Annotated in this window: 17 protein-coding genes; 9 read left to right on the top strand and 8 right to left on the bottom strand. The window is 43.7% G+C overall.

Features of this window, described 5'->3' with window-relative positions:
• Positions 1 to 108 precede the first annotated feature (108 nt).
• The gene (gene gyrA / locus GVO60_RS17505; protein ID WP_159656346.1) at positions 109 to 2,742 is read right to left on the bottom strand and encodes a DNA topoisomerase (ATP-hydrolyzing) subunit A; all 2,634 of its coding nucleotides are present in this window, start codon (positions 2,740 to 2,742) and stop codon (positions 109 to 111) included.
• 285 nt (positions 2,743 to 3,027) lie between these two features.
• Between gyrA and ubiG the strand changes: the two genes are divergently transcribed.
• From ubiG to yfaE, 4 genes are all read left to right on the top strand, one after another.
• On the top strand, positions 3,028 to 3,735 hold the full coding sequence (gene ubiG / locus GVO60_RS17500) for a bifunctional 2-polyprenyl-6-hydroxyphenol methylase/3-demethylubiquinol 3-O-methyltransferase UbiG (protein ID WP_159656344.1): 708 nt from the start codon (positions 3,028 to 3,030) through the stop codon (positions 3,733 to 3,735).
• A 470-nt stretch (positions 3,736 to 4,205) separates the two neighbouring features.
• A complete protein-coding gene (nrdA, locus tag GVO60_RS17490; RefSeq protein WP_159656342.1) occupies positions 4,206 to 6,488 on the top strand; it encodes a class 1a ribonucleoside-diphosphate reductase subunit alpha in 2,283 nt (760 codons plus the stop codon).
• An 84-nt stretch (positions 6,489 to 6,572) separates the two neighbouring features.
• Positions 6,573 to 7,706: a class Ia ribonucleoside-diphosphate reductase subunit beta gene (gene nrdB / locus GVO60_RS17485; RefSeq protein WP_159656340.1), complete on the top strand. Its 1,134-nt coding sequence runs from the start codon at positions 6,573 to 6,575 to the stop codon at positions 7,704 to 7,706.
• Complete coding sequence (gene yfaE / locus GVO60_RS17480; protein WP_159656338.1) at positions 7,706 to 7,984, top strand: class I ribonucleotide reductase maintenance protein YfaE; 279 nt, start codon at positions 7,706 to 7,708, stop codon at positions 7,982 to 7,984. Before nrdB ends, yfaE begins: the two co-directional genes overlap by 1 nt.
• 52 nt (positions 7,985 to 8,036) lie before the next feature.
• Here yfaE and GVO60_RS17475 read toward each other — a convergent pair whose 3' ends face one another.
• Both GVO60_RS17475 and GVO60_RS17470 read right to left on the bottom strand, forming a co-directional pair.
• Complete coding sequence (locus GVO60_RS17475) at positions 8,037 to 8,288, bottom strand: 30S ribosomal protein S6 modification protein (RefSeq protein ID WP_159656336.1); 252 nt, start codon at positions 8,286 to 8,288, stop codon at positions 8,037 to 8,039.
• A gap of 229 nt (positions 8,289 to 8,517) precedes the next feature.
• A complete protein-coding gene (locus GVO60_RS17470; protein WP_159656334.1) occupies positions 8,518 to 9,762 on the bottom strand; it encodes a CinA family nicotinamide mononucleotide deamidase-related protein in 1,245 nt (414 codons plus the stop codon).
• 174 nt (positions 9,763 to 9,936) lie between these two features.
• Between GVO60_RS17470 and GVO60_RS17465 the strand changes: the two genes are divergently transcribed.
• Both GVO60_RS17465 and GVO60_RS17460 read left to right on the top strand, forming a co-directional pair.
• Positions 9,937 to 10,833, top strand: a complete 897-nt coding sequence (locus tag GVO60_RS17465; RefSeq protein WP_159656332.1) for a DUF3943 domain-containing protein — start codon at positions 9,937 to 9,939, stop codon at positions 10,831 to 10,833.
• Positions 10,834 to 11,013: 180 nt separating this feature from the next.
• Positions 11,014 to 11,526 carry a glycine cleavage system transcriptional repressor gene (locus GVO60_RS17460; protein ID WP_159656330.1) on the top strand — a complete coding sequence of 171 codons (513 nt, stop codon included), beginning with the start codon at positions 11,014 to 11,016 and terminating at the stop codon, positions 11,524 to 11,526.
• A 51-nt stretch (positions 11,527 to 11,577) separates the two neighbouring features.
• On the opposite strand, the gene GVO60_RS17455 is transcribed toward GVO60_RS17460, so the two are convergent.
• A complete protein-coding gene (locus tag GVO60_RS17455) occupies positions 11,578 to 12,108 on the bottom strand; it encodes an outer membrane beta-barrel protein (protein WP_159656328.1) in 531 nt (176 codons plus the stop codon).
• A gap of 194 nt (positions 12,109 to 12,302) precedes the next feature.
• On the opposite strand from GVO60_RS17455, the gene GVO60_RS17450 reads away from it, so the two are divergent.
• Complete coding sequence (locus GVO60_RS17450; protein WP_225874945.1) at positions 12,303 to 13,967, top strand: Lcl domain-containing protein; 1,665 nt, start codon at positions 12,303 to 12,305, stop codon at positions 13,965 to 13,967.
• A complete protein-coding gene (locus GVO60_RS17445; RefSeq protein WP_159656324.1) occupies positions 13,967 to 14,527 on the top strand; it encodes an Lcl C-terminal domain-containing protein in 561 nt (186 codons plus the stop codon). The genes GVO60_RS17450 and GVO60_RS17445 overlap by 1 nt, the downstream gene beginning before the upstream one ends.
• A 59-nt stretch (positions 14,528 to 14,586) precedes the next feature.
• Here GVO60_RS17445 and nspC read toward each other — a convergent pair whose 3' ends face one another.
• The 3 genes from nspC to GVO60_RS17430 all read right to left on the bottom strand — a co-directional run bounded on the left by nspC (position 14,587) and on the right by GVO60_RS17430 (position 20,102).
• On the bottom strand, positions 14,587 to 15,726 hold the full coding sequence (nspC, locus tag GVO60_RS17440) for a carboxynorspermidine decarboxylase (protein WP_159656322.1): 1,140 nt from the start codon (positions 15,724 to 15,726) through the stop codon (positions 14,587 to 14,589).
• 202 nt (positions 15,727 to 15,928) lie between these two features.
• Entirely contained in the window at positions 15,929 to 17,182 is a 1,254-nt protein-coding gene (locus GVO60_RS17435; protein WP_159656320.1) for a carboxynorspermidine synthase, read from the bottom strand.
• Positions 17,183 to 17,195: 13 nt separating this feature from the next.
• Positions 17,196 to 20,102 (bottom strand): pyridoxal phosphate-dependent class III aminotransferase, encoded by a 2,907-nt coding sequence (locus GVO60_RS17430; protein WP_159656318.1) that lies wholly within the window; start codon positions 20,100 to 20,102, stop codon positions 17,196 to 17,198.
• Positions 20,103 to 20,230: 128 nt separating this feature from the next.
• On the opposite strand from GVO60_RS17430, the gene GVO60_RS17425 reads away from it, so the two are divergent.
• Entirely contained in the window at positions 20,231 to 20,416 is a 186-nt protein-coding gene (locus GVO60_RS17425; protein WP_159656316.1) for a hypothetical protein, read from the top strand.
• 222 nt (positions 20,417 to 20,638) lie between these two features.
• Here the strand turns inward: GVO60_RS17425 and GVO60_RS17420 are convergent.
• Positions 20,639 to 25,659 (bottom strand): cadherin repeat domain-containing protein (locus GVO60_RS17420; RefSeq protein ID WP_159656314.1); only part of this gene is annotated, 5,021 nt, incomplete at its 5' end.

Below are 25,659 nucleotides of genomic sequence, written 5' to 3'. Positions count from 1 at the left end.
CTGAGAGTGACTATACAGCTTACTGAAAGTGTTGGTTAAACGGTATTAAAAGTGACGCATAAAAAAAGCCGAGCAAGAAGCTCGGCTTTTTAATTTTACGAAGAAGAATTACTCTTCTGAATCGTTATCTTCTGCTGGCGCTTGAGGCGCTTCTGCATTTGTCTCTGCGTTTGCTTCAGTTTCAGTTGCTTCTTCACCTTCTGGCAATTCCACTTCTTCTACTTCATCAATGCGCTGTAGACCAACAACACTTTCGTCTTCAGCGGTACGAATCAGAGTAACACCTTGAGTATTACGACCCACTTGGCTTACTTCCGCCACACGCGTACGAACTAGAGTACCAGCGTCGGTGATCATCATCATCTCGTCGCCTTCTTCTACTTGAACTGCGCCAACCACTGGACCGTTACGATCAGAAACCTTGATAGACACAACGCCCTGAGTCGCACGACCTTTCGTTGGGTATTCTGCAAGTTCAGTTCGCTTGCCGTAACCATTTTGTGTCACTGTTAGAATGTCACCTTCGTTTGAAGGAACAATCAGAGAAACAACTTGGTCTTCTTCAGCTAGCTTCATACCACGAACACCAGAAGCAGTACGGCCCATAGGACGAACTTTATCTTCTGCGAAACGTACTACTTTACCTGCTTTAGAGAACAGCATGATATCGCTATCGCCGTTAGTAATATCTACGCCGATTAGAGAATCGTCATCACGTAGGTTAACCGCGATTAGACCGTTTGAACGTACGTTTGCAAACTGATCTAGTGACGTCTTCTTAACAGTACCGTCACCGGTTGCCATGAAGATGAATTTCTCAGGTGAGAACTCATCAACTGGCAGGATAGCTGTAATACGCTCGCCTTCTTCTAGTGGAAGAATGTTAACGATTGGCTTACCACGAGCGGTACGGCTCGCTAATGGCAATTGATACACTTTCAGACGGTAAGTCTTACCACGTGTAGAGAAACATAAGATGTTGTCGTGGGTATTCGCTACTAGAAGACGCTCAATGTAGTCTTCTTCTTTCATCTTCGTTGCACTCTTACCTTTACCACCACGACGCTGAGCTTCGTAGTCACTTAGGATTTGGTACTTAACGTAACCTTCGTGAGAAAGAGTCACAACAACGTCTTCACGTGCAATCAGCTCTTCCATGTCGATGTCATGGCTTGCTGCAGTGATTTCTGTACGACGAACATCACCAAATGCATCACGAACCGTTTCTAGCTCTTCACGGATCACTTCCATTAGACGCTCAGTGCTTGCAAGAATATGCATCAGCTCTTTGATTTCGTCTAACAGTGCTTTGTATTCGTCTAGGATCTTCTCGTGCTCTAGACCTGTTAGCTTATGTAGGCGTAGATCTAGAATTGCTTGCGCTTGTGTTTCAGTCAGGTAGTACTGGCCGTCACGGATACCAAATTGGTCTTCTAGCCAATCTGGACGAGCCGCATCGGTACCTGCACTTTCTAGCATTGCTGCTACATTACCAAGATCCCAACCACGAGCGACTAAGCCTACTTTAGCTTCTGCTGGTGTTGCTGCATTACGAATAAGCTCGATGATTTCATCAATGTTCGCAAGCGCAAGCGCAAGAGCTTCAAGAATATGTGCACGATCACGCGCTTTCTTCAATTCAAAGATAGTACGACGTGTGACCACTTCACGGCGGTGATCAACAAAGCACTTCAACATATCTTTTAGGTTGAATAGCTGAGGTTGGCCGTTGTTTAGCGCAACCATGTTGATACCGAAAGTCGTTTGCAGTTGAGTTTGTGCGTATAGGTTGTTTAGAACCACTTCGCCCACTGCATCACGCTTACATTCAATAACAATACGCATACCGTCTTTATCAGACTCATCACGTAGTGCACTGATGCCTTCTACTTTCTTATCTTTAACCAGTTCAGCAATTTTCTCGATCAGACGAGCTTTGTTCACCTGATAAGGAATCTCAGTAACAATAATGGTTTCTTTACCATTCTTGTCTGCTTCTACTTCCGCTTTAGAACGCATGTAGATCTTGCCGCGACCAGTTTTGTACGCGTCTACGATGCCTTTACGACCACTGATTAGTGCTGCCGTCGGGAAGTCAGGACCTGGAATGTAGTCCATAAGCTCATCAATAGTGATTTCTTCATTATTGATGTAAGCAAGACAGCCATCGATCACTTCGCCAAGGTTATGTGGCGGGATGTTGGTTGCCATACCTACCGCGATACCAGAAGCACCGTTAACCAGTAGGTTAGGAATTTTAGTTGGAAGAACTGCTGGGATTTGCTCAGTACCATCGTAGTTAGGTACGTAATCAACAGTTTCTTTGTCTAGATCAGCCAAAAGTTCGTGGGCGATTTTCGCCATGCGAACTTCGGTATAACGCATTGCTGCCGCTGAGTCACCATCGATAGAACCGAAGTTACCTTGGCCATCGACAAGCATATAACGTAATGAGAACGGCTGAGCCATACGTACGATTGTGTCGTACACAGCGCTATCACCGTGCGGGTGATATTTACCGATTACGTCGCCAACTACACGGGCAGATTTTTTATATGGTTTATTCCAATCATTGCCCAGTACATTCATCGCAAATAATACGCGGCGGTGTACTGGCTTTAGGCCATCACGCACATCTGGAAGAGCACGACCAACGATTACTGACATCGCATAGTCAAGGTATGAACCTCTAAGCTCATCTTCAATGTTTACGGGCGTGATCTCTTTAGCTAGATCGCTCATAGAGCCATTATCCCTCTATTTATAGATCGTATGTACAATACGTTTAAGGTGCAAAAATATAACACACAAATCACCACTTCGGCATCACTTTCCCTCTCCTTTTATCAGGTTGTGAGCTTGGTTGTGAATCAAATGCCGAGAAATTGCACACTGAAGGTTTATCTTGCTGATTAGTGGCTAGATTTTCACCACACCAACATAAAAGTGACTTACTCTATGGAGAGTTGGTTTTAAGGCGTTATAATGCTCCCCTATTTCAAGGAAGCGGTACAACACAGAGTAGTTATGACACAAGCACAAAACGTCGACCCAAACGAGATCAAAAAATTTGAGGATATGGCATCGCGCTGGTGGGATTTGGAAGGAGAATTTAAGCCTCTTCACCAAATTAACCCGCTACGTCTGAACTATGTCCTAGATAATGCAAACGGCCTATTTGGCAAAACAGTGTTAGATGTTGGCTGTGGTGGAGGCATTCTTGCCGAGAGTATGGCGAAAGAAGGTGCTATCGTCACTGGTCTAGATATGGGCAAAGAACCTCTCGAAGTTGCTCGCCTTCACGCATTGGAAACTGGCACTAAGCTGACTTACGTTCAAAGCACAATTGAAGACCACGCGGCAGAAAACGCGGGGACTTATGACGTGGTCACTTGTATGGAAATGCTTGAGCACGTACCTGATCCTCTTTCTGTGATCCGATCTTGCGCAACTCTTGTTAAACCTGGTGGGCACGTTTTCTTCTCAACTCTCAACCGCAATATCAAATCTTACTTATTCGCGATTGTTGGTGCGGAGAAGCTGTTACGCATCGTTCCTGAAGGGACTCACGATCATGAGAAGTTCATTCGCCCTTCCGAACTCATTAAAATGATCGATCAGACTCATTTAACCGAGATGGGTATTACCGGCTTACACTACAACCCGCTGACAGATAGCTACAAACTCGGCAATAATGTAGATGTTAACTATATCGTCCATACTCAAAGTTTTTAACAGAAACTAAACACACAACATATGGCGGTTATTAACTAGGCGGTAGCACAAGCTCACCGCCTTTTTTAGTGCTTTTTTAATCAATTTTTGCAAGGTTGATTCCAATTTAGCCAAGCGCCAAATCGCACCATAATTTTACCAAAGATCAAGGAATTTTTTTTTGTTTGTGGTTACTTCTAAACCGATCCCAAAACGGTAATTTTGCACAATCTTATCTGCTCTTATTTCATCGGTTAGTAGTCACTTACTGTTTTTTTTATTTTTGTTAGTTATCCACAAGTCATCCAAGATCTCCAACTTGAAAAGCGCCAAAGATAGCACTATCTTGTAACTCGCACTCCATTGAACCCCTATATGTTGTGTTTGTACTACAATATATAGATAGACTTTGATCACAAAGCCGGAACGAATTTTACAAGAATTACACAAAAACACGGCTTTTATCAGTTTTGTTAGGGAAATTAAGCAGAATGAACCAACAACTTACCGTTACCAAACGCGACGGTCGTAAAGAAAGTATTGATCTAGAGAAGATCCACCGAGTGATTGCCTGGGCTGCTGAAGGCCTAGACAACGTTTCTGTATCACAGGTAGAACTGCGCGCTCACATTCAGTTCTACGATGGTATTACTACCTCTGATATCCATGAAACAATCATCAAATCTGCCGCAGACTTAATCTCAGAAGAAACACCGGACTACCAATACCTAGCTGCTCGCCTAGCGGTATTCCACCTGCGCAAGAAAGCGTACGGCCAATATGAGCCGCCAACGCTATTTGATCACGTAACAAACCTGATCGAAATGGGTAAGTACGACCAACACATCTTGGAAGACTACACCAAAGCAGAATTGGATGAGCTTGATGAGTATCTTGATCACAAACGTGACCTAGACTTCTCTTACGCTGCCGTGAAACAGCTCGAAGGTAAGTACTTCGTGCAAAACCGCGTAACGGGAAAAATCTACGAGAGTGCTCAGTTCCTTTACATCCTGGTTTCTGCATGTCTATTCGCAAAATACCCGAAAGAAACGCGCCTTGATTACATTAAACGTTTCTACGATGCGACATCGACATTTAAGATTTCTCTACCTACACCGATCATGTCTGGTGTACGTACGCCTACTCGTCAGTTCAGCTCATGTGTACTGATTGAATGTGGTGATAGCCTAGATTCTATTAACGCAACAGCAAGCTCAATTGTGCGTTACGTTTCTCAGCGTGCTGGTATCGGTATCAATGCTGGTCGTATTCGTGCGCTTGGCTCTGAGATCCGTGGTGGCGAAGCGTTCCACACTGGTTGTATTCCATTCTACAAATACTTCCAAACGGCCGTTAAGTGTTGTTCTCAAGGCGGTGTTCGTGGTGGCGCTGCAACTGTGTTCTACCCACTTTGGCACGGTGAAGCTCAAGCACTAATGGTACTTAAGAACAATCGTGGTGTTGAAGAGAACCGTGTTCGTCACATGGACTACGGCGTTCAGCTAAACCGCTTGATGTACCAACGTCTTGTCGAGGGTGGCAACATTACTCTGTTCTCGCCATCAGATGTACCTGGCCTATACGATGCATTCTTCGAAAACCAAGATCGCTTCGAAGAGCTATACGTTAAGTACGAAAACGATCCTTCAGTTAAGAAAGAAACCGTTAAAGCGGTTGAGATGTTCTCTCTACTAATGCAAGAGCGTGCTTCTACAGGCCGTATCTACATTCAAAACGTTGACCACTGTAATACTCACAGCCCATTTGACTCTGAGGTTGCACCGGTTCGTCAGTCAAACCTATGTTTGGAAATTGCACTTCCGACTAAGCCACTGACTAACGTTGAAGATGACTCTGGTGAAATTGCGTTGTGTACGCTTTCTGCATTCAACCTCGGTGCAATTAAGTCACTTGACGATCTAGAAGAGCTTTCTGACCTAGTGGTTCGTGCTCTTGATGCTCTGCTTGATTACCAAGATTACCCGCTTCCAGCAGCGTACAAATCAACAATGAATCGTCGTACTTTGGGTGTTGGCGTTATCAACTACGCATACTACCTAGCGAAGAACGGCGTTAAGTATTCTGATGGCAGCGCTAACGGCCTGACTCACCGTACGTTCGAAGCGATTCAGTACTACCTATTGAAAGCGTCTGTTGGCCTAGCGAAAGAGCAAGGTAAGTGTCCATCATTCGGTGAGACAAACTACGCGAAAGGTCTACTTCCGATCGATACGTACAAAAAAGATATCGATCTTGTTTGTGATGAGCAACTTCATTACGACTGGGATGGCTTACGTGAAGAAATCGTGACGCACGGTCTACGTAACTCAACTCTAACAGCGCTAATGCCATCTGAGACATCTTCTCAGATTTCGAATGCAACAAACGGTATCGAGCCTCCACGTGGTTATGTATCAGTGAAAGCATCTAAAGATGGTATCCTGAAGCAGGTTGTTCCAGAGTTTACTGAGTACAAAGATAACTACGAGTTGCTTTGGAATATCGGTTCGAATGATGGTTACCTTCACCTAGTGGGCATCATGCAGAAATTCGTAGACCAAGCTATCTCTGCGAACACAAACTACGATCCGACTCGTTTCGAAAGTGGCAAAGTGCCAATGAAAAAACTGCTACAAGATCTATTAACTGCGTATAAATACGGTGTTAAAACACTTTACTACCACAACACTCGTGACGGCGCGAGTGATGACCAAAAAGACGCAGTGCAGCCAGCTGATGACGATTGTGCAGGCGGCGGTTGTAAGATCTAATTAGGATTTACCCTTCAAGGGTTTGAAAGCTTAACAAATTATCTGCCCCTCTTGTTTGAGGGGCATAAAAGGAATTGAGGCATCATGGCTTACAGTACTTTTAACCGAAACAAAAACGACCAATTAAAAGAACCAATGTTCCTAGGTCAATCTGTTAACGTAGCGCGCTACGACCAGCAGAAATTCGAAATCTTTGAAAAACTTATCGAAAAGCAGCTTTCTTTCTTCTGGCGTCCAGAAGAAGTTGATGTATCAAGCGATCGCATTGATTACAACAAGCTACCGGATCATGAAAAGCACATCTTCATTTCAAACTTGAAGTACCAAACGCTACTGGATTCAATTCAAGGTCGAAGCCCTAACGTTGCCCTACTTCCACTGGTTTCACTACCAGAAGTGGAAACTTGGATCGAGACTTGGTCATTCTCTGAAACGATTCACTCACGTTCATACACGCACATTATCCGTAACATCGTGAATGACCCAGGCATCGTTTTTGACGATATCGTAGAGAACGAGCACATCCTAAAACGTGCGAAAGACATCTCTGGTTACTACGATGATTTGATCCAACTAACTAACGACTATCATCGTTATGGCGAAGGTACACACGTCATTGCAGGCGAAGAAGTTACAATCAAACTTCACGACCTTAAAAAGAAACTTTATGTTTGTTTGATGTCTGTGAATGCTCTAGAAGCGATTCGTTTCTACGTGAGCTTTGCTTGTTCTTTTGCTTTCGCAGAGCGTGAGCTAATGGAAGGTAACGCGAAAATCATCAAGCTTATTGCTCGTGATGAAGCACTACACCTTACAGGTACTCAGCACATGATCAACTTGCTACGTAACGGGCAAGATGACTTCTCATTCATGCAGATTGCAGAAGAGTGCAAACAAGAGTGTTTTGATCTGTTCAAAGAAGCGGCTGAGCAGGAAAAAGAGTGGGCAGAATACCTATTTAAAGATGGCTCAATGATCGGCCTGAACAAAGACATTCTTTGTCAATACGTTGAATACATTACCAACATCCGTATGCAAGCGGTTGGCCTTGGTGCTGCTTACCCTGAAGCAACGTCAAACCCAATTCCTTGGATTAATGCTTGGTTGTCTTCAGATAACGTGCAAGTTGCTCCACAAGAAGCGGAAATTTCTTCTTACCTTGTTGGTCAAATTGACAGTGATGTACGCGCTGACGACTTTAAGGACTTTGAACTGTAATGCCACAAATCAAAATCAACGGAATTACGGCGATTCAATCTAACCCATCAAACACCGTCTTGGAAACAATGGAAGGTGCAGGGTTAGAGCCTGAATATCACTGTCGAGATGGCCACTGTGGCGCATGTCGCTGCAAATTGGTATCAGGTGAAGTTGAATACGTTGGTTTTGCGATGGCGTATGTACAAGGTGATGAGATTTTACCTTGTATTAGCAGAGCAAAAACGGATATTGAAATTGAAGAAGTCAACTATTCGTTAAAAGAAAAACGCGCATAAGTATGCAGTAAAACAAAAGCCCGGAGAGACAACTTCCGGGCTTTTTTGCAATCTAAGCTCGCATATTTATGCCAGACAAAAACTCATCAGCCGTCAACATTGATACTGATTTATCCGCAATTTCTCTTCCATCATCATCAAAAAGTGACAACCGATAACCAAGAGAAGAACCTTTTCCTTTTTCTTCTGGAGCCGTCAACCACATGGAGATCGCATCCAGATTATCTGAGCTAACTGCCTCACCTAAAATGACTTTCTGACTTGCCACTTGGTACCAAACCAGTATTTTAGAATGATGAAACATAACTGCCTCCCTGAACGAAATCTGCGACGAACTCTTAGTGTAAGAGGAATTGTTGCAAATGCGAGTTGCATTTTGGAGACAAAATTCGCTTCCATTTAAAATCATCGGCTTAGCAGTTAGACAATTTGGTTATATAAATTGCCTATGAAAGCATGTGAGTAATAACAAGAATATTCATTCATTTATTACTGCATGCTACACGGATTCTACTTACGACTTTTGAGCGACATTATTTGCCTTGTAAAACGCTTTGTGGAACATACATTTCCTTTTCTCTTTTCAAAGAGCTATAGGTTGGAAACATAGGTTTAGAAGCTAAGTAACGTCTTAACATATCCGCCGCAATCGTCGTAATGACTAGTACTTTTTCATCATTTTTGTAATTTCGATTAAACGTTAGTGTCTGCCCCCACTCCCCTTCCTTGGTAGCAATTGCCACCGAAAAAGTATTCTCAATCACTCGACCAGTCACGATAGAGATATCTGTCGCGCACTTCTCTTTAGTAGCACCCGCCAAAGCAAATGTAGCGGCTAGAACGTCTTTTTCTCCATGTCCAACTTCAACGCGACTTCCAAGTACCCAACCGTGCCCACAATAGTCCGCAGCATGTTCGTTTGAATGAAGCCAATGTGAAAGACTTCCTTGAGTCGATTGCTCAGCAGTCGAGATTGAAAGCTTCCTCTCCAGAATCAAGTGACCGACATGCTGCTGCATCGATTCATCAACGCTCACAACGTTCGGTTCAATCAACTTGAAAATCATTTGTAAAAGCTTAATGCGTCTCTCAACATCCTCTTTCGGTCCAAACAATTTAACTTCAATGTATGGCAGATATGATCGATAACCTAAGAAGTATCCTTCTGGTAACTGCACTTTATCAAGTTGATCAGACAACGCCGATTCAGACGTGCCAAACGTATGTAACTTACTGCACTCCATGCCCACAACATTCGAGTGCTGTTTCTTCAAGTCCGGCAGGATTTGGGTTTCTACCATTAACTTGAACTCACTCGGTACGCCTGGCGTAAAGTAGAAATCACATTCATTAATCGTCACTTTAAAACCACAAGCCGTTCCAATCGGATTATCAATGATCGTTGAGCCAATAGGCAACATCGCTTGCTTACGATTGCTTTCTGGCATTGTTACCCCGCGGGCTGAAAAAAACTGCTCCAGTCTTTCAATCCACTCTGGGTATTCGACTAACTCACTTTCCGCCGCTAATGCCGCTGCCTCTGCGCTAAGGTCATCACTGGTTGGGCCAAGGCCACCGTTTACTATGACGACATTGCAGTTAAAACTGAGCATCATCAACTCTTCAACCAAGGAACTGTTTTCGTCTCCAACAGTTGAACGCTTGGTCAGTGAATAGCCGTTCTCAAAAAATAACTGAGACAGCCAAGCAGCATTTGTATCAACAATGTCACCATGGAGGACTTCTTCACCGGTGCTCAACATTGCAATTTTCAACATAGGTATCCCTTACTCACTGGCGTTTCATCTCGCCAATATAAAAGTATTGTTTTCGCTAGATATAGAGTAAAAATCCCGCTAAATGTTTCGTCGGGACAAATTATAGTTTCCATTCACCTGACTTTATTGGATAATTGTGAGTCTGATCATTAAAAAATCGCAGTGGAGTTTTCCGTGTTCAAAAAAAGCATTACCGCTTTAATCTTGTCAACCTCTACCCTAGCTCATGCAGGTATGAGCAACTCTAATCAACATATTGAGTTTTCCTACACGGTTGATCAAGCTGAAAATTACACACTGTATACATATTCTGATCAAGCATACTCATCTGCCCCTTTTAGTTTAGGCCTTACAGAAAACGAACTTAAACTAGAAGAACCGCCACTACCTAAATATCTTACAATCCAAAGTGAAAAAGATTGGGATTACCTTGCGGGTCAAACTTACACAATATTGGGTTTGAGTGTCGCTACGGTAGGTTTAATGACACTTCTGCCTGAATCTATCACCAAATGGGACGCAGAGGACCGTAACCTAAGCGGACTTGGTAGTAAATGGAAAGACAATGTCACGGCCGGCCCTGTTTGGGATCGCGATGAGCACTTTCTAAACTACATCATGCACCCTTACTTTGGTGGTGTTTACTATACAGCGGCACGTCACGCTGGTTTTAACGAGTTTGAGTCTTTTCTTTACTCGGCAACCATGTCGACGTTCTTTTGGGAATACGGTGTAGAAGCTTTTGCTGAAGTACCTTCTTGGCAGGATATTTTCATTACTCCATTCTTCGGTGCTGTTGTGGGTGAATTAATGTTTGAAGCTGAGCAAGATATTGTTGCTACTGGCGGTGAAGTGTGGGGCTCTGAAACGATGGGTAGCGTAACTCTATTCTTCCTTAACCCAGTTGGTCACATTCATGGCTGGGCAAGCGATGCTTGGGGTGGCAGCGCTGAATTCCAATACAGCAGCACTCCTTGGTTCGGTAACCAAGACGCAGCCCAATTCGCAATGGACGCTGGCGCAAGTTACGACAAAGCCTTCTATGGCGTAGAAATGAAAATTAGCTTCTAAGCCAAAAAGCTCTCTTTAGAAAAAGCGACGCTCAGCGTCGCTTTTTTTGTGCTCAATATAAAATAACTGTAATCTGAACAATTAATTAGCTCTAAAATTTGACCTGAGTCAAACCTAAACTAGCCTCCCAACCTACACTGAAGTTAAACCATACCACCCTGCTTCTCTAGGAGGTTCACCATGAACAGCACATTTATTGCTAACTTCGTCGGTAAAGCAACACCGGCAACCATTAAACAGTTAGCCGCGATCACTCATGAAAATGGTGGGAAATGGCTAATCAGCAAAGTTAACTTCATTGAAGACCAAGTTGCCGCAGTCATTAAGATTGATGTGCCAACCGCAAATCTCGCCACAGTCCAAGAAGCGTTTAAAGCGCAACAGGATCTCATTGTTCAAATTGTCGATTCGGATGCGAGCAGTCACAGCGCCGAAACCATTTATCAGCTACGACTTGATTCGAATGATCGTGCAGGGATCGTAAATGAAATTACTCACGTACTTGATAACCAAGGAGTCAATATTTTGGATATCGATTGTCAGCGGGTATTTATTGCAGGCGGTGGCGGTGTGAGTTCAAGCCTATTTACGGCCAATATGGCAATTAGATTACCGAAAGACATCGGTATTGATGATATAGCTAACGAGCTAGAATCGCTCAGTGAAGATACGCGAGTGATGGTAGAGGCGTAAACCAAATTTCTAGCTCTTACTTTAAGGAGTAAGAGCTAGAAGCAAGCAATACTAGAAGCTAAATTTATAGCTACCTTTAAGCATAATGCTGTTATCGCTAATCTCATAATCGTATTCAGTTCGCGTAAACTGCAAACCTAGCGCCCAATGGTTAAAGTCAAGATCAGCTCCGGCACCAAAAGAAACACCTTTAATGTAATCATCACTTGCGCCATCTAGGAATAATACCTTGTAGCCAAGCAAACCGTATAAGTCGACATTCAGAGCGTTTCCAGCATCAATTCTAACACCTAGTGGAATATTACCTGCGATAGAGTACTGTTCTGTTGCGCCTTGGTCTTTTTCAAAATCACTGCTGCCGTAACCAGCAATAATAAATTCACCACCTAAGATAAAACGTTCGTTATAAATATTTTTTGCACCAACATGCGCACCAAACGAAGCACCGCTATTACCTTCAAGGCTATAAGAGCTTAAGTTACCACCGACATAGAAGTCTTGAGTTAAATATTCTTTTTGCTCTTCAGCTTGCGCGGAAAAGGCAACTGAAGCAGACAATGCTAATAGGAGTGCTTTATACATTTTAGTTTCCTAGATAATAAAGAATTGACCGCATTATAATGAAAGCTTTTCGTTATACAACGAGCATATTTCCAAGTGTGATTAATACGAATAATTCATTGATTTTCGATATTTTATAAGAGGTATCTCTGATAGAATCCGTAGAAAATATATGTATTAATCTTTCAGGAAATTTCACTCTCATGAATGAGACAATGTATAAAAAGAGCACTCTATCTATTGCATTGCTAGCGATTCTCCTTGCCGGCTGTAAAGGTGGTAGCGGCGGCAGTTTAGGTGGTGATAGCGGTGGAGACAGTGGTACAACCCCTAATCCAGGGCCAAACCCTAATCCGACTCCAACCCCCGTTGCTAGCAAAATAAATATTCCCAACGCTATTACTTTTTCCGAGCCAAATAATGGTAGCTCGACTCAATATATTGAAGTCACCCTGTCTAAGGCCTTACAAAGCAATCTTACGCTTTATTTATCGACTTCGGATATTAATGCAAGAAGTTCAGGTCAATTTCAAAACTACACTGCAAAGGTTGCTGAAGCATTTGTTATTATTGCCGGGCAAAAAACTGCACAGCTCCCATTGATCATTAGCAATAACAATTATTACGAAAATGATGTCTCACTGACCTACTCTATTTCGGCTGCATCAAGTACCGATTATTTAATAGAAAATGGGCAAACAACCGTTACTCTTTCTGATACTGACGGACAGCCGACAGTAAGCTTCGAAAAAGCTAACCGCACTCTGCTTGAAGGTGATCAAGATAGCTTTATAGTCGAGCTTAGTCATTATTCACACATGGATGCGTCCGTTGTACTAGAGCAAAGTGGTACCGTAAGTTCAGGGGATTTTGTCAGCGATCTAAACAGTGACAGCCTTCTTACTATTAATTCTGGAACAGTCTCTACAAGCTTCAACGTAACGGCACAGAGTGATGGTCTTAGTGAAGGTGCAGAAGCCCTTGTTTATACATTAACTCAACCAACAGACACTTCCATTTCTCCTAACAACAGCGCGCTGAGTATCTATATACCTGGTGACAAGCGCTTTAACGACACAGGCTATATCACCAAGTTTAATGGAACTGCATTCGATGAAACGGGTTCAACACCAAATTACCCTAACCAAGATGCGAATTATGGCTTAGATATTGCCGCGCCAGTCAACCACAACGATGGTCAATATGGTTTCAGTTATAGCAAATTCGATGGTGATGGAAACAGCCTGCCTGTAGATGCCACTGATTACACTTGTATTCGCGATAACGCTACGGGGTTGTACATTGAGAGAAAAACTAGCCCTTCTGATGAAACAGTAAACTTGCCAAATCAAACTGAATTGGATGAAGAACTCGATAAGCAAAGAGACGATCCAGATAATTACGCATACCCGTATTCAAAAGAGTCTTATTACTGGCAGCATACCTCATATACATATACATGGCATGAACCAGAAGATGACATGAACGGAGGCTATCAGGGCGCAAAAGAAGAAGACATGCGCCAAGAAGTACCTGTAGATGTCACATGTGCGGTATCAGAAAATTCAGGATCAGACAGACGTTGTGATTCCAATGGATATCTAAGCCAAATGAATCAATTTGCCGTGTGCGGTATTACTGATTGGCGGCTACCATCTCCATCAGAAGCTCGTTCGTTTGTTAACTACAACGTTAACAATGACGAATTAGCTGACAACTATTTCCTTACGTTCATCGAAGGACAGAGCATATTGACTAATGCGACACGCCCAGATAAGCAAGGCTCTGCTTGGTGTGTGAATACTGAAACTGGCCAAACAAAGTTATGTCTGAAAAATAAACACTATCCAATTGTTGCCGTAAGTGGAGGAAATCATTAATGAAAACCATTTATATTGCAATCGTCGCTGCGTTGTTTAGCTCTGTCTCTAGCGCACAAAACTGCAACATCAATCAACCAGATGCTCAGTATGAAGGACAATTAGTCGATCTTGAAAACGGCACTGTTTTAGATGTTAAAACCAATTTGCTTTGGGCTAAATGTACGCTTGGTCAGATCTACGATGAGTCTAGTAATAGCTGTTCAAATGACGGGGCAACTCACTTTGCCACTTGGCAAGAAGCGCTTCAAGCAACTGAGGTTTCCGCTAATACTACTATTGGAGTGGTCACTGGTTTTCGCTTGCCAAACATCAAAGAACTTGGCTCAATTGTCAATTACCAGTGTATCGAACCAGCCATTGATCATAACTTTTTCCCGGCAACAGAAAGCGAGCCTTACTGGACTAACACACCTGATGCCCCGCGTATTACAAATGCGGGCTCTGTTCAGATAAACACAAACCTGAACGGGCTCGTTATTAACTTTGAAAACGGTGAAGAGTTTATCAACAATGGTACGGATAGGATCCTTATTCGTTTAGTAAAAGACTACCAATAGTCAGCAATAAAAAGAGCAGCTAAAAAGCTGCTCTTTTTGTTTAGATTAGAAACTAACGACTACTTTACAGCCCACTGAGAGAGTGAACGTTTGAAATCCGAGTAATCAAACTCATTAAGCTTTTGAACATCACCATTCGAGCGTTCACAATACACTGATGGCATTCTCAAGCCATTAAACCAGTTCAGCTTCACCATGGTGTAGCCAGCACTATCTAAAATGTGCAGGCGTTGGCCAATTTCTAGTGGCTTATCAAAGCTTGCTTCACAGAACTGATCACCAGCTAAGCATGAACATGAGCCAATCACGTACTCATGATCCCCCTCTTCTGATGCTTCAAGAATTGATGCGGGCTCATCATAGATAAGCGTATCTAAACGGTGTGCCTCTGTTGCAGAGTCGACGATCGCTGTTTTCTTTACGTTCTCGACAATATCAACCACCGTAACTACGAGATCGGTGGTCTTAGTGATGATTGCTTCACCCGGTTCTAAATACATCTGGACACCGTGCTTCTCTGAAAACGCTTTCAGTGCTAAGCCAAGCTTTTCAATGTCGTAGCCTGGCCATGTAAAGAACACGCCACCGCCCATGCTCACCCAATCCAGTTTATCGAGATATTCACCAAACTGCTCTGAGATAGCGTTTAACAAACCGATAAACGCATCGACATTTTTGTTCTCACAGTTCATGTGAAACATCACACCATCAATATCTTCAAAGACTTCTGGCTTAATGTGATCAGCTTGAACACCTAAGCGAGAGAACTGGCGCGCCGGGTTTGCTAAGTCTTGACCCGCATAACTCACACCTGGGTTTAAACGCAAGCCAATAGACGCTTTGCCTTCAATGATGTGTCGGTAAGCAGCTAGCTGTGACTGTGAGTTGAAGATCATCTTATCACAGATATCTGCCACTTCGCGGACATCATCTTCGCTGTAACCCACACTGTATGCGTGTGTTTCACCTCCGAATGTTTCGTAGCCAAGTTTTACTTCAAACGGACCAGAACTTGTCGTGCCATCTAAGTAAGGTTTGATGATCTCAAATACGCCCCAAGTCGAGAAACATTTAAGAGCCAGCACTAGCTTAACGCCAGAGATCTCTTTTAGCTGTTTTGCTTTCTCTAGGTTTTCGATCAACTTGTCTTCGTTGATCATAAAGTATGGGGTTTTAAGTTCTTCTTTCTGAAATGTCATTTTCTATACGCGCTCAAGCAGCATCTAAAAGATGGAAAAGGAAAATTATATGATTGGTGTGATTTGTTTTGACTTTGTCCTGTCCGAACGAAGTGAGTTACAAAATCAAAATAAATAATACCAACATCGTACGACGCCAATCACCAAAAAGGGAACACTCCATGTCCCCCTTTAATAAGTAATCAAACCAAAAGTTCAGTTCTTACTTTTTCAATTCATGGATCACTGGAAGACCTTGCCCAGCTTCAAGCTCCTGAACATGCCAATCTAGACCAATGCCAGGCATTGTTTCTAGGAACGGATCTGGGTTTAGCTGCTCCATGTTGAACACACCTTTATCAGCCCACTCACCGCGGAAGAACTGAAGAGCAGCCGTAATCGCAGGCACACCCGTCGTGTATGAGATCGCTTGATGCTCTACATCTTCGTATGCCACTTCATGGTCAGCGTTGTTGTAGATGAAGATACTACGCTCTTTGCCGTCTTTCTTACCTTGAACCCAAGTACCGATACACGTTAAACCCGTATAACCCGGAGCTAGTGAGGTTGGATCTGGTAGCAGTGCTTTCAATACGTGTAGAGGCTGAACCACTGTACCATCATGAAGCGTTAGTGGATCTGGGCTTAATAGACCGATATCACGCATACAGTTGAAGTAGTTTAGGTACTTATCACCAAAACCCATCCAGAATTCAATACGCTTAGCAGGGATAAACTCTTTCATTGAGCGTACTTCGTCGTGCGCCATTGAGTAAACCTTGTGAGAGCCACAGTTTGGGAATTCAAACTCTAGCATACGAGAGTGACAAGGTACTTGCTTCCACTCTTCATTTTCCCAGTAAAACGAATCACCTTGGATCTCAAGCATGTTCGTTTCTGGGTCAAAGTTGGTAGCAAATTTCTTACCGTGGTCACCTGCGTTAACATCCATTACATCAATGGTGTCGATTTCATCAAACAAGTGCTTAACCGCGTAGGCTGCAAAAACTGATACTACACCTGGATCGAAACCAGCACCCAAAATACCTGTAATACCCGCTTCTGCGAACTTCTCACGGTAACCCCACTGCCAATCATAAGCTTGAGGAACTTGCTGTCCTTCAGAACATAGATCAACCGCAACAGAAGTATCTAGGTAAGAGACTTTCGCTTGGTAACACGCTTCCATGATAGCCATGTTTACCCAAGGAGGACCCGCGTTAATCACTAAGTCAGGCTGAACTTCTTTGATAAGAGCAACCAAAGCATCCACATCGTCAGCGTTTACTGCACGAGATTCTAATTTCTTTGATGGATCTTTCAGGTTGTTTTTCTTCTGAATAGATTCAATGATTTTTTCACATTTGCGTACTGTACGTGAAGCAATCGTGATATCACCCAGGGTATCGTTATTTTGTGCTGCTTTATGCGCAACAACCCAACCAACACCACCTGCACCAATTTGTAGAATTGCCATAGTTTTTGTTACCTTATCCTTCTAGCTCAGACGCTAGTTTGTTTATTTCACCTAACAATGATTCGAAGTCCGAAATCTTCAAACACGGGTTTAGAATTGTGAATTTCAGTGCTGACTGACCATTCACGACGGTTTCTCCAAGTACTGCTATGCCACGTGTTAACGCTTCTAGCCTTAGAGTCTTATTCAGTTCGTCTAAATCCGTGACGCTACTTCCTAATGGATCTTTGTTACTCACTGCGCGGAACAACACTGTTGATAGTGATGGCTCGGCTAATAATTCGAAACCTTGATGGCTTTTTACTAGATTGGCGACCTGCTGAGTCTGTTCAAGTAGGTGATCATACATTTCACCGAGCGTAGTAGGCCCGACGTTTTTCATCGTCATAAAGACTTTTAACGCATCAAATCGTTTCGTCGTAGCGATCGATTTATCTACCAGATTAGGTAGTTCGTCATGTTCACGATTTAAGTAGTCTGCGTGATGCAAAAGGTACTTAAAGTTGCTCTTATCTTTTAGTAAAACCGCACCGCAGCTGATTGTTTGATAAAACAACTTGTGGAAATCAACGCTAATCGAATCAGCGCGCTCGATACCCTTCAATCGCGCTTTGTGGCTACTCAAAATCAGCGCACCACCATAAGCACTATCGACGTGGAACCAGAGCCCATGCTGTGAAGCGAGATCCGCGATAGCGTCTAAATCATCAATCGCGCCATGATCTGTTGTTCCTGCTGTACCCACTACTGCAAATGGAATTAGCTGCTCTGACTTCATTATTTCAAGTTCTTGAGCTAAAGCCTCTACTTTTAGCGTACCATTTGGATTTGCATCAACACATCGTACCGCGCCTTCGCCCAAGCCTAACAAAGACGCAGATTTTTGCACAGTGAAGTGAGACTTTTTAGAGCATAGGATACGTAATTTATTAGCATAAGAGGGTAAGCCGAGCTTCTGAATTGAGTGGTTATCTCTCTTGTCAGCAATCCAATCGCGTGCCAGTAACAAGCCCATTAAGTTACTTTGCGTACCACCACTAGTGAAGATTCCATCGGCTTGCTCGCCAAGGTCGTACTTATCACACATCCAATCAACGACTTTTTGCTCGACGTAAGTCGCTGCAGATGCTTGATCCCAAGAATCCATCGATTGGTTTAACGCTGCAATCATCGCTTCTGCGACAACGGAAGGCATCATCGGAGGAGTATGAAGGTGAGCAATGCAATTAGGATGCTGAACAAAGATTGAGTTTTTCGCTACCAGCTCAGCGGTTTCTCCAATAACATCGACTAAAGAGGCGTTTTTGTTGTCTAAATCAACATTATTGATCGCTTGTTCTAGCTGCTTCGGACTTAACCCCGAATAAGGCGCATTCACTTGCTCAAAGATAGTTTTCATCACCGCAGTGCTGTGGTTCATCACTTTTGCGAATTCATCACTACCCGCTTCACCCGCCTGAATGAAATGCTGTTTCCATTTCAGGTTTTCAGTGTCACTCTCTTTGAAATGACCGCCTGCGGCAAGAATCGCCTCTTCAAGAACACGGAGCGCAAAATCAATTTGTTCAAACGAGATAATTAACGGGGGTAAGAAACGAATAACCGAGCCATCTCGGCCTCCCTTCTCAACCATTAAGCCACGCTCTAGTGCCGCGCGTTGGATCTTAAGCGTTAATTCACCATCTGAAACAGGCTCACCAAATCTGTTTACTTCTGAGCCTGGTTTTCGAATCTCAACACCTAGCATTAAGCCTTTGCCGCGTACTTCTGCGATACAATCAACACGCTTTTGAATCGCTTCCAAACCATGGCGAAGGTATTGACCTGCGATATTTGCGTGCTCAACTAGATTGTCTCGCTGAATGATCTCTAGCGCCTTGGCGCCTGATACCATTGCAAGTTGATTACCGCGAAATGTGCCGGTGTGCTCACCTGGATTCCAAGTATCGTGCTGCTTATTGATAACAAGCAGCGACATTGGCATACCACCACCGATTGCTTTAGATAGACATAAAATATCTGGAACGATACCTGATTCTTCAAACGCAAAATTGTAGCCCGACTTACCCACGCCACATTGAATTTCATCAAATATCAGAAGGATGCCATGCTCATCGCAAATTCTTCGTAATTCACGCAACCAAAATGCAGGAGCTGGAACAACACCACCCTCACCCTGAACTGGCTCGACGACAATCGCAGCTGGCTTCATAATCCCGGCTTCATCGTCGTGTAACAATCGTTCGATATAGCGGATACTGGCTTTTGCGCCTTCATCTCCACCTAAGCCAAATGGGCAACGTAAATTGTATGGGAAAGGCATAAAGTGCACATCAGACATCAAACCTGTGCGTCGCGCTTTTGTTCCTAGGTTGCCCATCATGCCCATTGTTCCGTTCGTCATGCCATGGTACGCACCACGAAACGCAAACATGGTATTGCGACCAGTAGTCTGTTTGGCAAGCTTGATAGCTGCTTCAACCGCGTCTGCTCCAGACGGACCGCAGAACTGAATCACGCAGTTGCTAGCAAGTTCTTGCGGCAAAAAGTTCTTTACGGTTTTAATAAAATGGGTCTTTGCTTGCGTCGCAATATCAAGTGTCTGATATGGCAATCCAGAATCTAATTGATCTTTCAGTGCTTGATTGATCTCCGGGTGGTTATAACCCAAAGCTAAGGTTCCAGCGCCAGCAAGACAATCCAAAAATAATTGACCGCGAGTGTCTTCAACCAAGGCTCCGTATGCTTGCTTTATCGCAATAGGCAGTCGACGCGGGTATGAACGAACTTCTGATTCATGCTGTTCTTGCTCGAGAAGAACTTGATCAGGAGTAAGATCGTATAAGCCTTCCAATACTGGAATTTGAGTTGAAAATTGGGGTGCGATAATCGAGTTATCGACTTCAAAGGCAGTGCTCATGATTTAATCCCTTGAAATGTAATAATGCCTTCAATTTGAAAGTGCTCAAATTGAAGATACAGCAAGCCATTCCGCGTAATCTCTAAATAGCGCGTACAGCAAATCGCTCCATCAAATAGATGGACTACATGTTGAAATTAGATCAAGGTTCAGTAATGCAACTGTCTTGTAAAACAGGGCATTGTGGAAGAACTAAGCTGATTAATGTGTGTTTGTTATGTGAGTTCAATGTTGGGTTTCCCATTCACATGCCGCAATGCGACATTAGTATCCCGTCTATCGATAAAGGCATTATCGATACCTACCCTACGTAAAGATCACTCAGCCCGAATGTTCTAAACGCGTATCCCCCAGGTTGTCTTTTGACAATTCACTCCGAGATTGCGGCGAAAATTATCATAAAATGAAATAGTCTGGCAATAATTTTCCATATGTTCGGACAAAATTATTTACCCATTTATCAAAAAGAGGGATAGCATTAATACCACCCCTCTTTTGAGCGCTCAATTTAGCAACCCATACATTTACATAGTGACTTAAACAGTGTCTGTTTTCAGCACTTGATTTAGCATCTCTAACTCATTTGTAATGGCGTTGTTTTCAATGAACCCAGCCTCAACAAAAGAGTCATAAGTGCCTTCGAGCACTATGGTTTGTTCTCGCCCTTCATCCGTCACAGTGAAGACCACATCATCGTCAATGATACTTACCTCAATTTGATCAATGAGATCTGCAACTTCAACGTTATCATCATCTTCCAGGATTTCTCTGAAATCGATAAGGTCGCTGCCTAGAGTAAAGTTATCAATAACATCTGTGCCATTATCGAGCGTCGAATCTAACCAAGTGAAGATATTACCATTGTCATCCCCAAGCATCATTTGATTGCCTAAGTCTGCTGTCAGGTCATCTCCATGCTCAGCGGATAGAACCGTGTATTCAGGTGAATCAGAAACATCAATGGTAACCGTAGCTTCATTACTCACGGCCAAATCGGAATCAACTGCAACATAATCAAATGTCACATCTTCAGTGATATCTTGTGTACCTGAGAGGTATCTAAATTCCCAGTTTCCTCCTGTCGAGCTAAGTTCCATATGTGTAATAGGGTTATCTGGTGATGAGTAACTAAACTCGTACAATATTTGACCATTGCCCACATGACCTTCATCTTTCTGGTATTGCTCTACATGAGTGTCGCCATTCGCAAAGGTGTAAGTGACTTCGACATAAACATTGCTGTTAGTATTAAACTCTGCCCCCATACCATCTAAGCCAAAGCTCACGACACCCAGTGGGTTATTACTTAAATCGATATGCAAGGTTTCTTGTTTATTTAAACCATTGCCATCGGTATCCCCAATCCCCCAACCAACATGTGGCTGTCCACCATCATATTGTTTCAGTGGTTTATCATTGTTATCGCTAAGACTTATCCCGATAGTATTTCCGTTATCTAGTGTGATCTCTCTTTCAGTATCTGAGACATATTCACCCCAGTTGTAAAACCCATCTTCACCAATAACAATATCTTCAGTGTTTCCGCTATGCCCCATTTCGAAGCTATCTCCTACCCCAGGGACGTAGCTGATGTTATCCGGATTCAGAAGTTTCTCAGGATCAATCTCAGATCCGATGGTATGTAAATCAGCTTCAGTAAGCATTCGGGTATCACCAAAGTCATCGGTGTAAAGTAATGTCCCGTATTGTGGTAGCGCGGTGATCATGACGTTTAACTGAACATCATTAAAGTCATCGTCTTCATCAGAAATATGATCAAACGCTTCAACATCAGAATCAAAGACTATAGGTACGATAATCGTGTCTCCAGCATCGACACTAAAATCTTCTGCTACTGGGATTTCATTGACATTCATTTCACTCAGTACAACGTCAATATTAGTCGATTTTTGGATCCCAAAACCGTCTACTTCTGTAGCTGTAACGACTAAAGTATGTACGTTATTCAGCGCTTCATAGTTATTGGTGAAAGCAAGCACACCTGCAGCTGTTAGAGTGATAGAGCCATTTGAAGAATCAATCGCAAACAGTGGTTCATTGCTATCGTTGGTTACATTGGAGCTAATACTGTATGTTATTGCTTCACCATCTGCATCAGAGGCTGACACAGAGCCGATAACATATTCGTCATCGTTGTTTTCAAGATATGAGAATGAATACTGATCACCATCATTAGGATCAAAGACGGGAGCATTGTCATCCAAATTGATCTCTTCAAGAGTAACACCCACATCGGTGGTTTTAACTGGTCCTAATCCATCATCTTCTGTCGCGGTAACCACTATATTGTGGAGGTTAGATGCCAGTTCATGATCATTGGTAAATGCAATTACGCCAGCAACGGTAAGACTGATATCTCCACTATTGGCATCAATCTCAAACAGTGCTTCATCCGATTCATTGGTAATATTGCTAGTAATACTATAAGTAACATTCTCACCATCGGCATCTACCGCACTGACACTACCGATAACATAGTCATCCGTATTATTTTCATCGTAACTGAAATAATAGTCCCCTTGTTCATTGGTATCTTCGAAAACCGGAGCATTATCGTCGAGATTAAGTTCGCTCAGTTCAACACTAATGTCGGTGAATTTAACTTCACCAAAACCGTCCACTTCAGTGGCTCTTATCGAAATATTATGAATGTTGTCTGCAACTTCGAAATCATTAGTAAACGCAACCACTCCGGCATCTGTTAAACCTATTTCACCACTCACAAAATCAACTTCAAATAAAGGCTCATTCGCTTCATTAACTACGTTACTCATTATGGTATAGGTGACATCTTCGCCATCCGCGTCAATCGCTAATACCGTGCCAAGTACGTCACCAATTTCCGAGTTTTCGTTGTATTCAAATGCGTAGCTCTGAACCGGTTGATCATCTTCATAGAACACAGGCGCATTATCATCAAGATTTAGCTCACTGAGCTCTACGCTAATGTCGGTGCTGTTGACCTCACCAAAGCCTTCGTCTTCCGTGGCGGTCACTGTGATGTTGTGAACGTTCGCCGCCAATTCATAATCGTTGGTGAACGCTGCGACACCGGCAGCGGTTAAGCTGATTTCACCGGAATTGGCATCGATTTCAAACAGAGGCTCGTCGGCATCATTGGTGACGTTACTGGTGATGCTGTACGTGACGTTCTCACCGTCTGGGTCGGTGGCAGACACCGTGCCTATCACATCGTCTGCGGTAGAGTTTTCGTTGTAACTGAACTCGTAGTTACCGGATTCTGGATCCGCATCGTTAAAGGTTGGTGGATTATCATCCAGATTCAGTTCACTCAGCTCTACGCTAATGTCGGTGCTGTTGACCTCACCAAAGCCTTCGTCTTCTGTGGCGGTCACTGTGATGTTGTGAACGTTCGCCGCCAATTCATAATCGTTAGTGAACGCCGCGACACCCGCTGCGGTTAAGCTGATTTCACCGGAATTGGCATCGATTTCAAACAGAGGTTCATCCGCATCATTGGTGACGTTACTAGTGATGCTGTACGTGACGTTCTCACCGTCTGGGTCGGTGGCAGACACCGTGCCTATCACATCGTCTGCGGTAGAGTTTTCGTTGTAACTGAACTCGTAGTTACCGGATTCAGGGTCTGCATCGTTAAAGGTTGGCGGGTTATCATCAAGGTTTAGCTCGCTCAGCTCAACGCTAATGTCAGTGCTGTTCACCTCACCAAAGCCTTCATCTTCTGTGGCGGTCACTGTGATGTTGTGAACGTTCGCTGCCAATTCATAATCGTTAGTGAACGCCGCGACACCCGCTGCAGTTAAGCTGATTTCACCAGAATTGGCATCAATTTCAAACAGAGGCTCATCCGCATCATTGGTGACGTTACTGGTAATGCTGTACGTGACGTTTTCGCCGTCTGGGTCAGTGGCAGAGACAGTACCTATCACATCGTCTGCGGTGGAGTTTTCGTTGTAACTGAACTCGTAGTTACCCGATTCTGGATCCGCATCATTAAAGGTTGGCGGATTGTCGTCAAGATTGAGTTCACTGAGCTCAACATTAATATCGGTGCTATTAACCTCACCAAAGCCTTCGTCTTCCGTGGCGGTCACTGTGATGTTGTGAACGTTCGCTGCCAGTTCAAAATCGTTAGTGAACGCTGCGACACCGGCAGCAGTTAAGCTGATTTCACCGGAATTGGCATCGATTTCAAACAGAGGCTCGTCGGCATCATTGGTGACATTACTGGTGATGCTGTAAGTGACGTTTTCACCGTCTGGGTCGGTGGCAGACACCGTACCTATCACATCATCTGCCGTTGAGTTTTCGTTGTAACTGAACTCGTAGCTACCGGACTCTGGATCGGCATCGTTAAAGGTTGGTGGATTATCATCAAGATTCAGCTCACTCAGCTCAACATTAATATCGGTGCTATTAACCTCACCAAAACCTTCGTCTTCTGTGGCGGTCACTGTGATGTTGTGAACATTCGCCGCCAATTCATAGTCGTTGGTAAACGCCGCGACACCTGCAGCGGTTAGGCTTATTTCACCAGAGTTAGCGTCGATTTCAAACAGAGGCTCATCGGCATCATTCGTAATGTTACTGGTGATGCTGTAAGTGACGTTTTCACCGTCTGGGTCGGTGGCAGACACAGTGCCGATCACATCGTCTACGGTAGAGTTTTCGTTGTAACTGAACTCGTAGTTACCGGACTCTGGATCCGCATCGTTAAAGATTGGCGGATTGTCATCCAAATTCAGTTCACTCAGCTCAACGGTAATGTCGGTGCTATTAACCTCTCCGAAGCCTTCGTCTTCCGTTGCCGTCACCGTGATGTTGTGAACGTTCGCTGCCAATTCATAATCATTGGTAAACGCCGTGACACCCGCTGCAGTTAAGCTGATTTCACCTGAGTTAGCATCGATTTCAAACAGAGGCTCGTCGGCATCATTGGTGACATTACTGGTAATGCTGTACGTGACGTTCTCACCGTCTGGGTCGGTGGCAGAGACGGTGCCAATCACATCATCTGCGGTAGAGTTTTCGTTGTAACTGAATTCGTAGTTACCGGACTCTGGATCCGCATCGTTAAAGGTTGGTGGATTATCATCCAGATTCAGTTCACTCAGCTCTACGCTAATGTCGGTGCTGTTGACCTCGCCAAAGCCTTCGTCTTCTGTGGCGGTCACTGTGATGTTGTGAACGTTCGCCGCCAATTCATAATCATTGGTAAACGCCGCGACACCCGCTGCAGTTAAGCTGATTTCACCTGAGTTAGCATCGATTTCAAACAGAGGCTCATCCGCATCATTGGTGACATTACTGGTAATGCTGTACGTGACGTTCTCACCGTCTGGGTCGGTGGCAGAGACGGTGCCTATCACATCATCTGCGGTAGAGTTTTCGTTGTAACTGAATTCGTAGTTACCGGACTCTGGATCCGTATCGTTAAAGGTTGGTGGATTATCATCCAGATTCAGTTCACTCAGCTCTACGCTAATGTCGGTGCTGTTGACCTCGCCAAAGCCTTCGTCTTCTGTGGCGGTCACTGTGATGTTGTGAACGTTCG

Source organism: Vibrio atypicus (assembly GCF_009811315.1).
GTDB classification, from domain to species: Bacteria; Pseudomonadota; Gammaproteobacteria; order Enterobacterales; family Vibrionaceae; genus Vibrio; species Vibrio atypicus.
The sequence above is the reverse complement of the archived record's forward strand: the minus strand, read 5'-3'. Positions and strand labels throughout refer to the sequence as shown.

Bases quoted from the DNA above. Each gene is read 5' to 3' on its own strand.
- nrdB (WP_159656340.1), top strand. From the start codon at position 6,573: ATGGCTTACAGTACTTTTAACCGAAACAAAAACGACCAATTAAAAGAA.
- GVO60_RS17445 (WP_159656324.1), top strand. From the start codon at position 13,967: ATGAAAACCATTTATATTGCAATCGTCGCTGCGTTGTTTAGCTCTGTC.
- gyrA (WP_159656346.1), bottom strand. From the start codon at position 2,742: ATGAGCGATCTAGCTAAAGAGATCACGCCCGTAAACATTGAAGATGAG.
- GVO60_RS17430 (WP_159656318.1), bottom strand. From the start codon at position 20,102: ATGAGCACTGCCTTTGAAGTCGATAACTCGATTATCGCACCCCAATTT.
- GVO60_RS17470 (WP_159656334.1), bottom strand. From the start codon at position 9,762: ATGTTGAAAATTGCAATGTTGAGCACCGGTGAAGAAGTCCTCCATGGT.
- nspC (WP_159656322.1), bottom strand. From the start codon at position 15,726: ATGACATTTCAGAAAGAAGAACTTAAAACCCCATACTTTATGATCAAC.
- GVO60_RS17460 (WP_159656330.1), top strand. From the start codon at position 11,014: ATGAACAGCACATTTATTGCTAACTTCGTCGGTAAAGCAACACCGGCA.
- ubiG (WP_159656344.1), top strand. From the start codon at position 3,028: ATGACACAAGCACAAAACGTCGACCCAAACGAGATCAAAAAATTTGAG.
- nrdA (WP_159656342.1), top strand. From the start codon at position 4,206: ATGAACCAACAACTTACCGTTACCAAACGCGACGGTCGTAAAGAAAGT.
- GVO60_RS17475 (WP_159656336.1), bottom strand. From the start codon at position 8,288: ATGTTTCATCATTCTAAAATACTGGTTTGGTACCAAGTGGCAAGTCAG.
- GVO60_RS17450 (WP_225874945.1), top strand. From the start codon at position 12,303: ATGTATAAAAAGAGCACTCTATCTATTGCATTGCTAGCGATTCTCCTT.
- GVO60_RS17425 (WP_159656316.1), top strand. From the start codon at position 20,231: ATGTTGAAATTAGATCAAGGTTCAGTAATGCAACTGTCTTGTAAAACA.
- GVO60_RS17435 (WP_159656320.1), bottom strand. From the start codon at position 17,182: ATGGCAATTCTACAAATTGGTGCAGGTGGTGTTGGTTGGGTTGTTGCG.
- GVO60_RS17455 (WP_159656328.1), bottom strand. From the start codon at position 12,108: ATGTATAAAGCACTCCTATTAGCATTGTCTGCTTCAGTTGCCTTTTCC.
- yfaE (WP_159656338.1), top strand. From the start codon at position 7,706: ATGCCACAAATCAAAATCAACGGAATTACGGCGATTCAATCTAACCCA.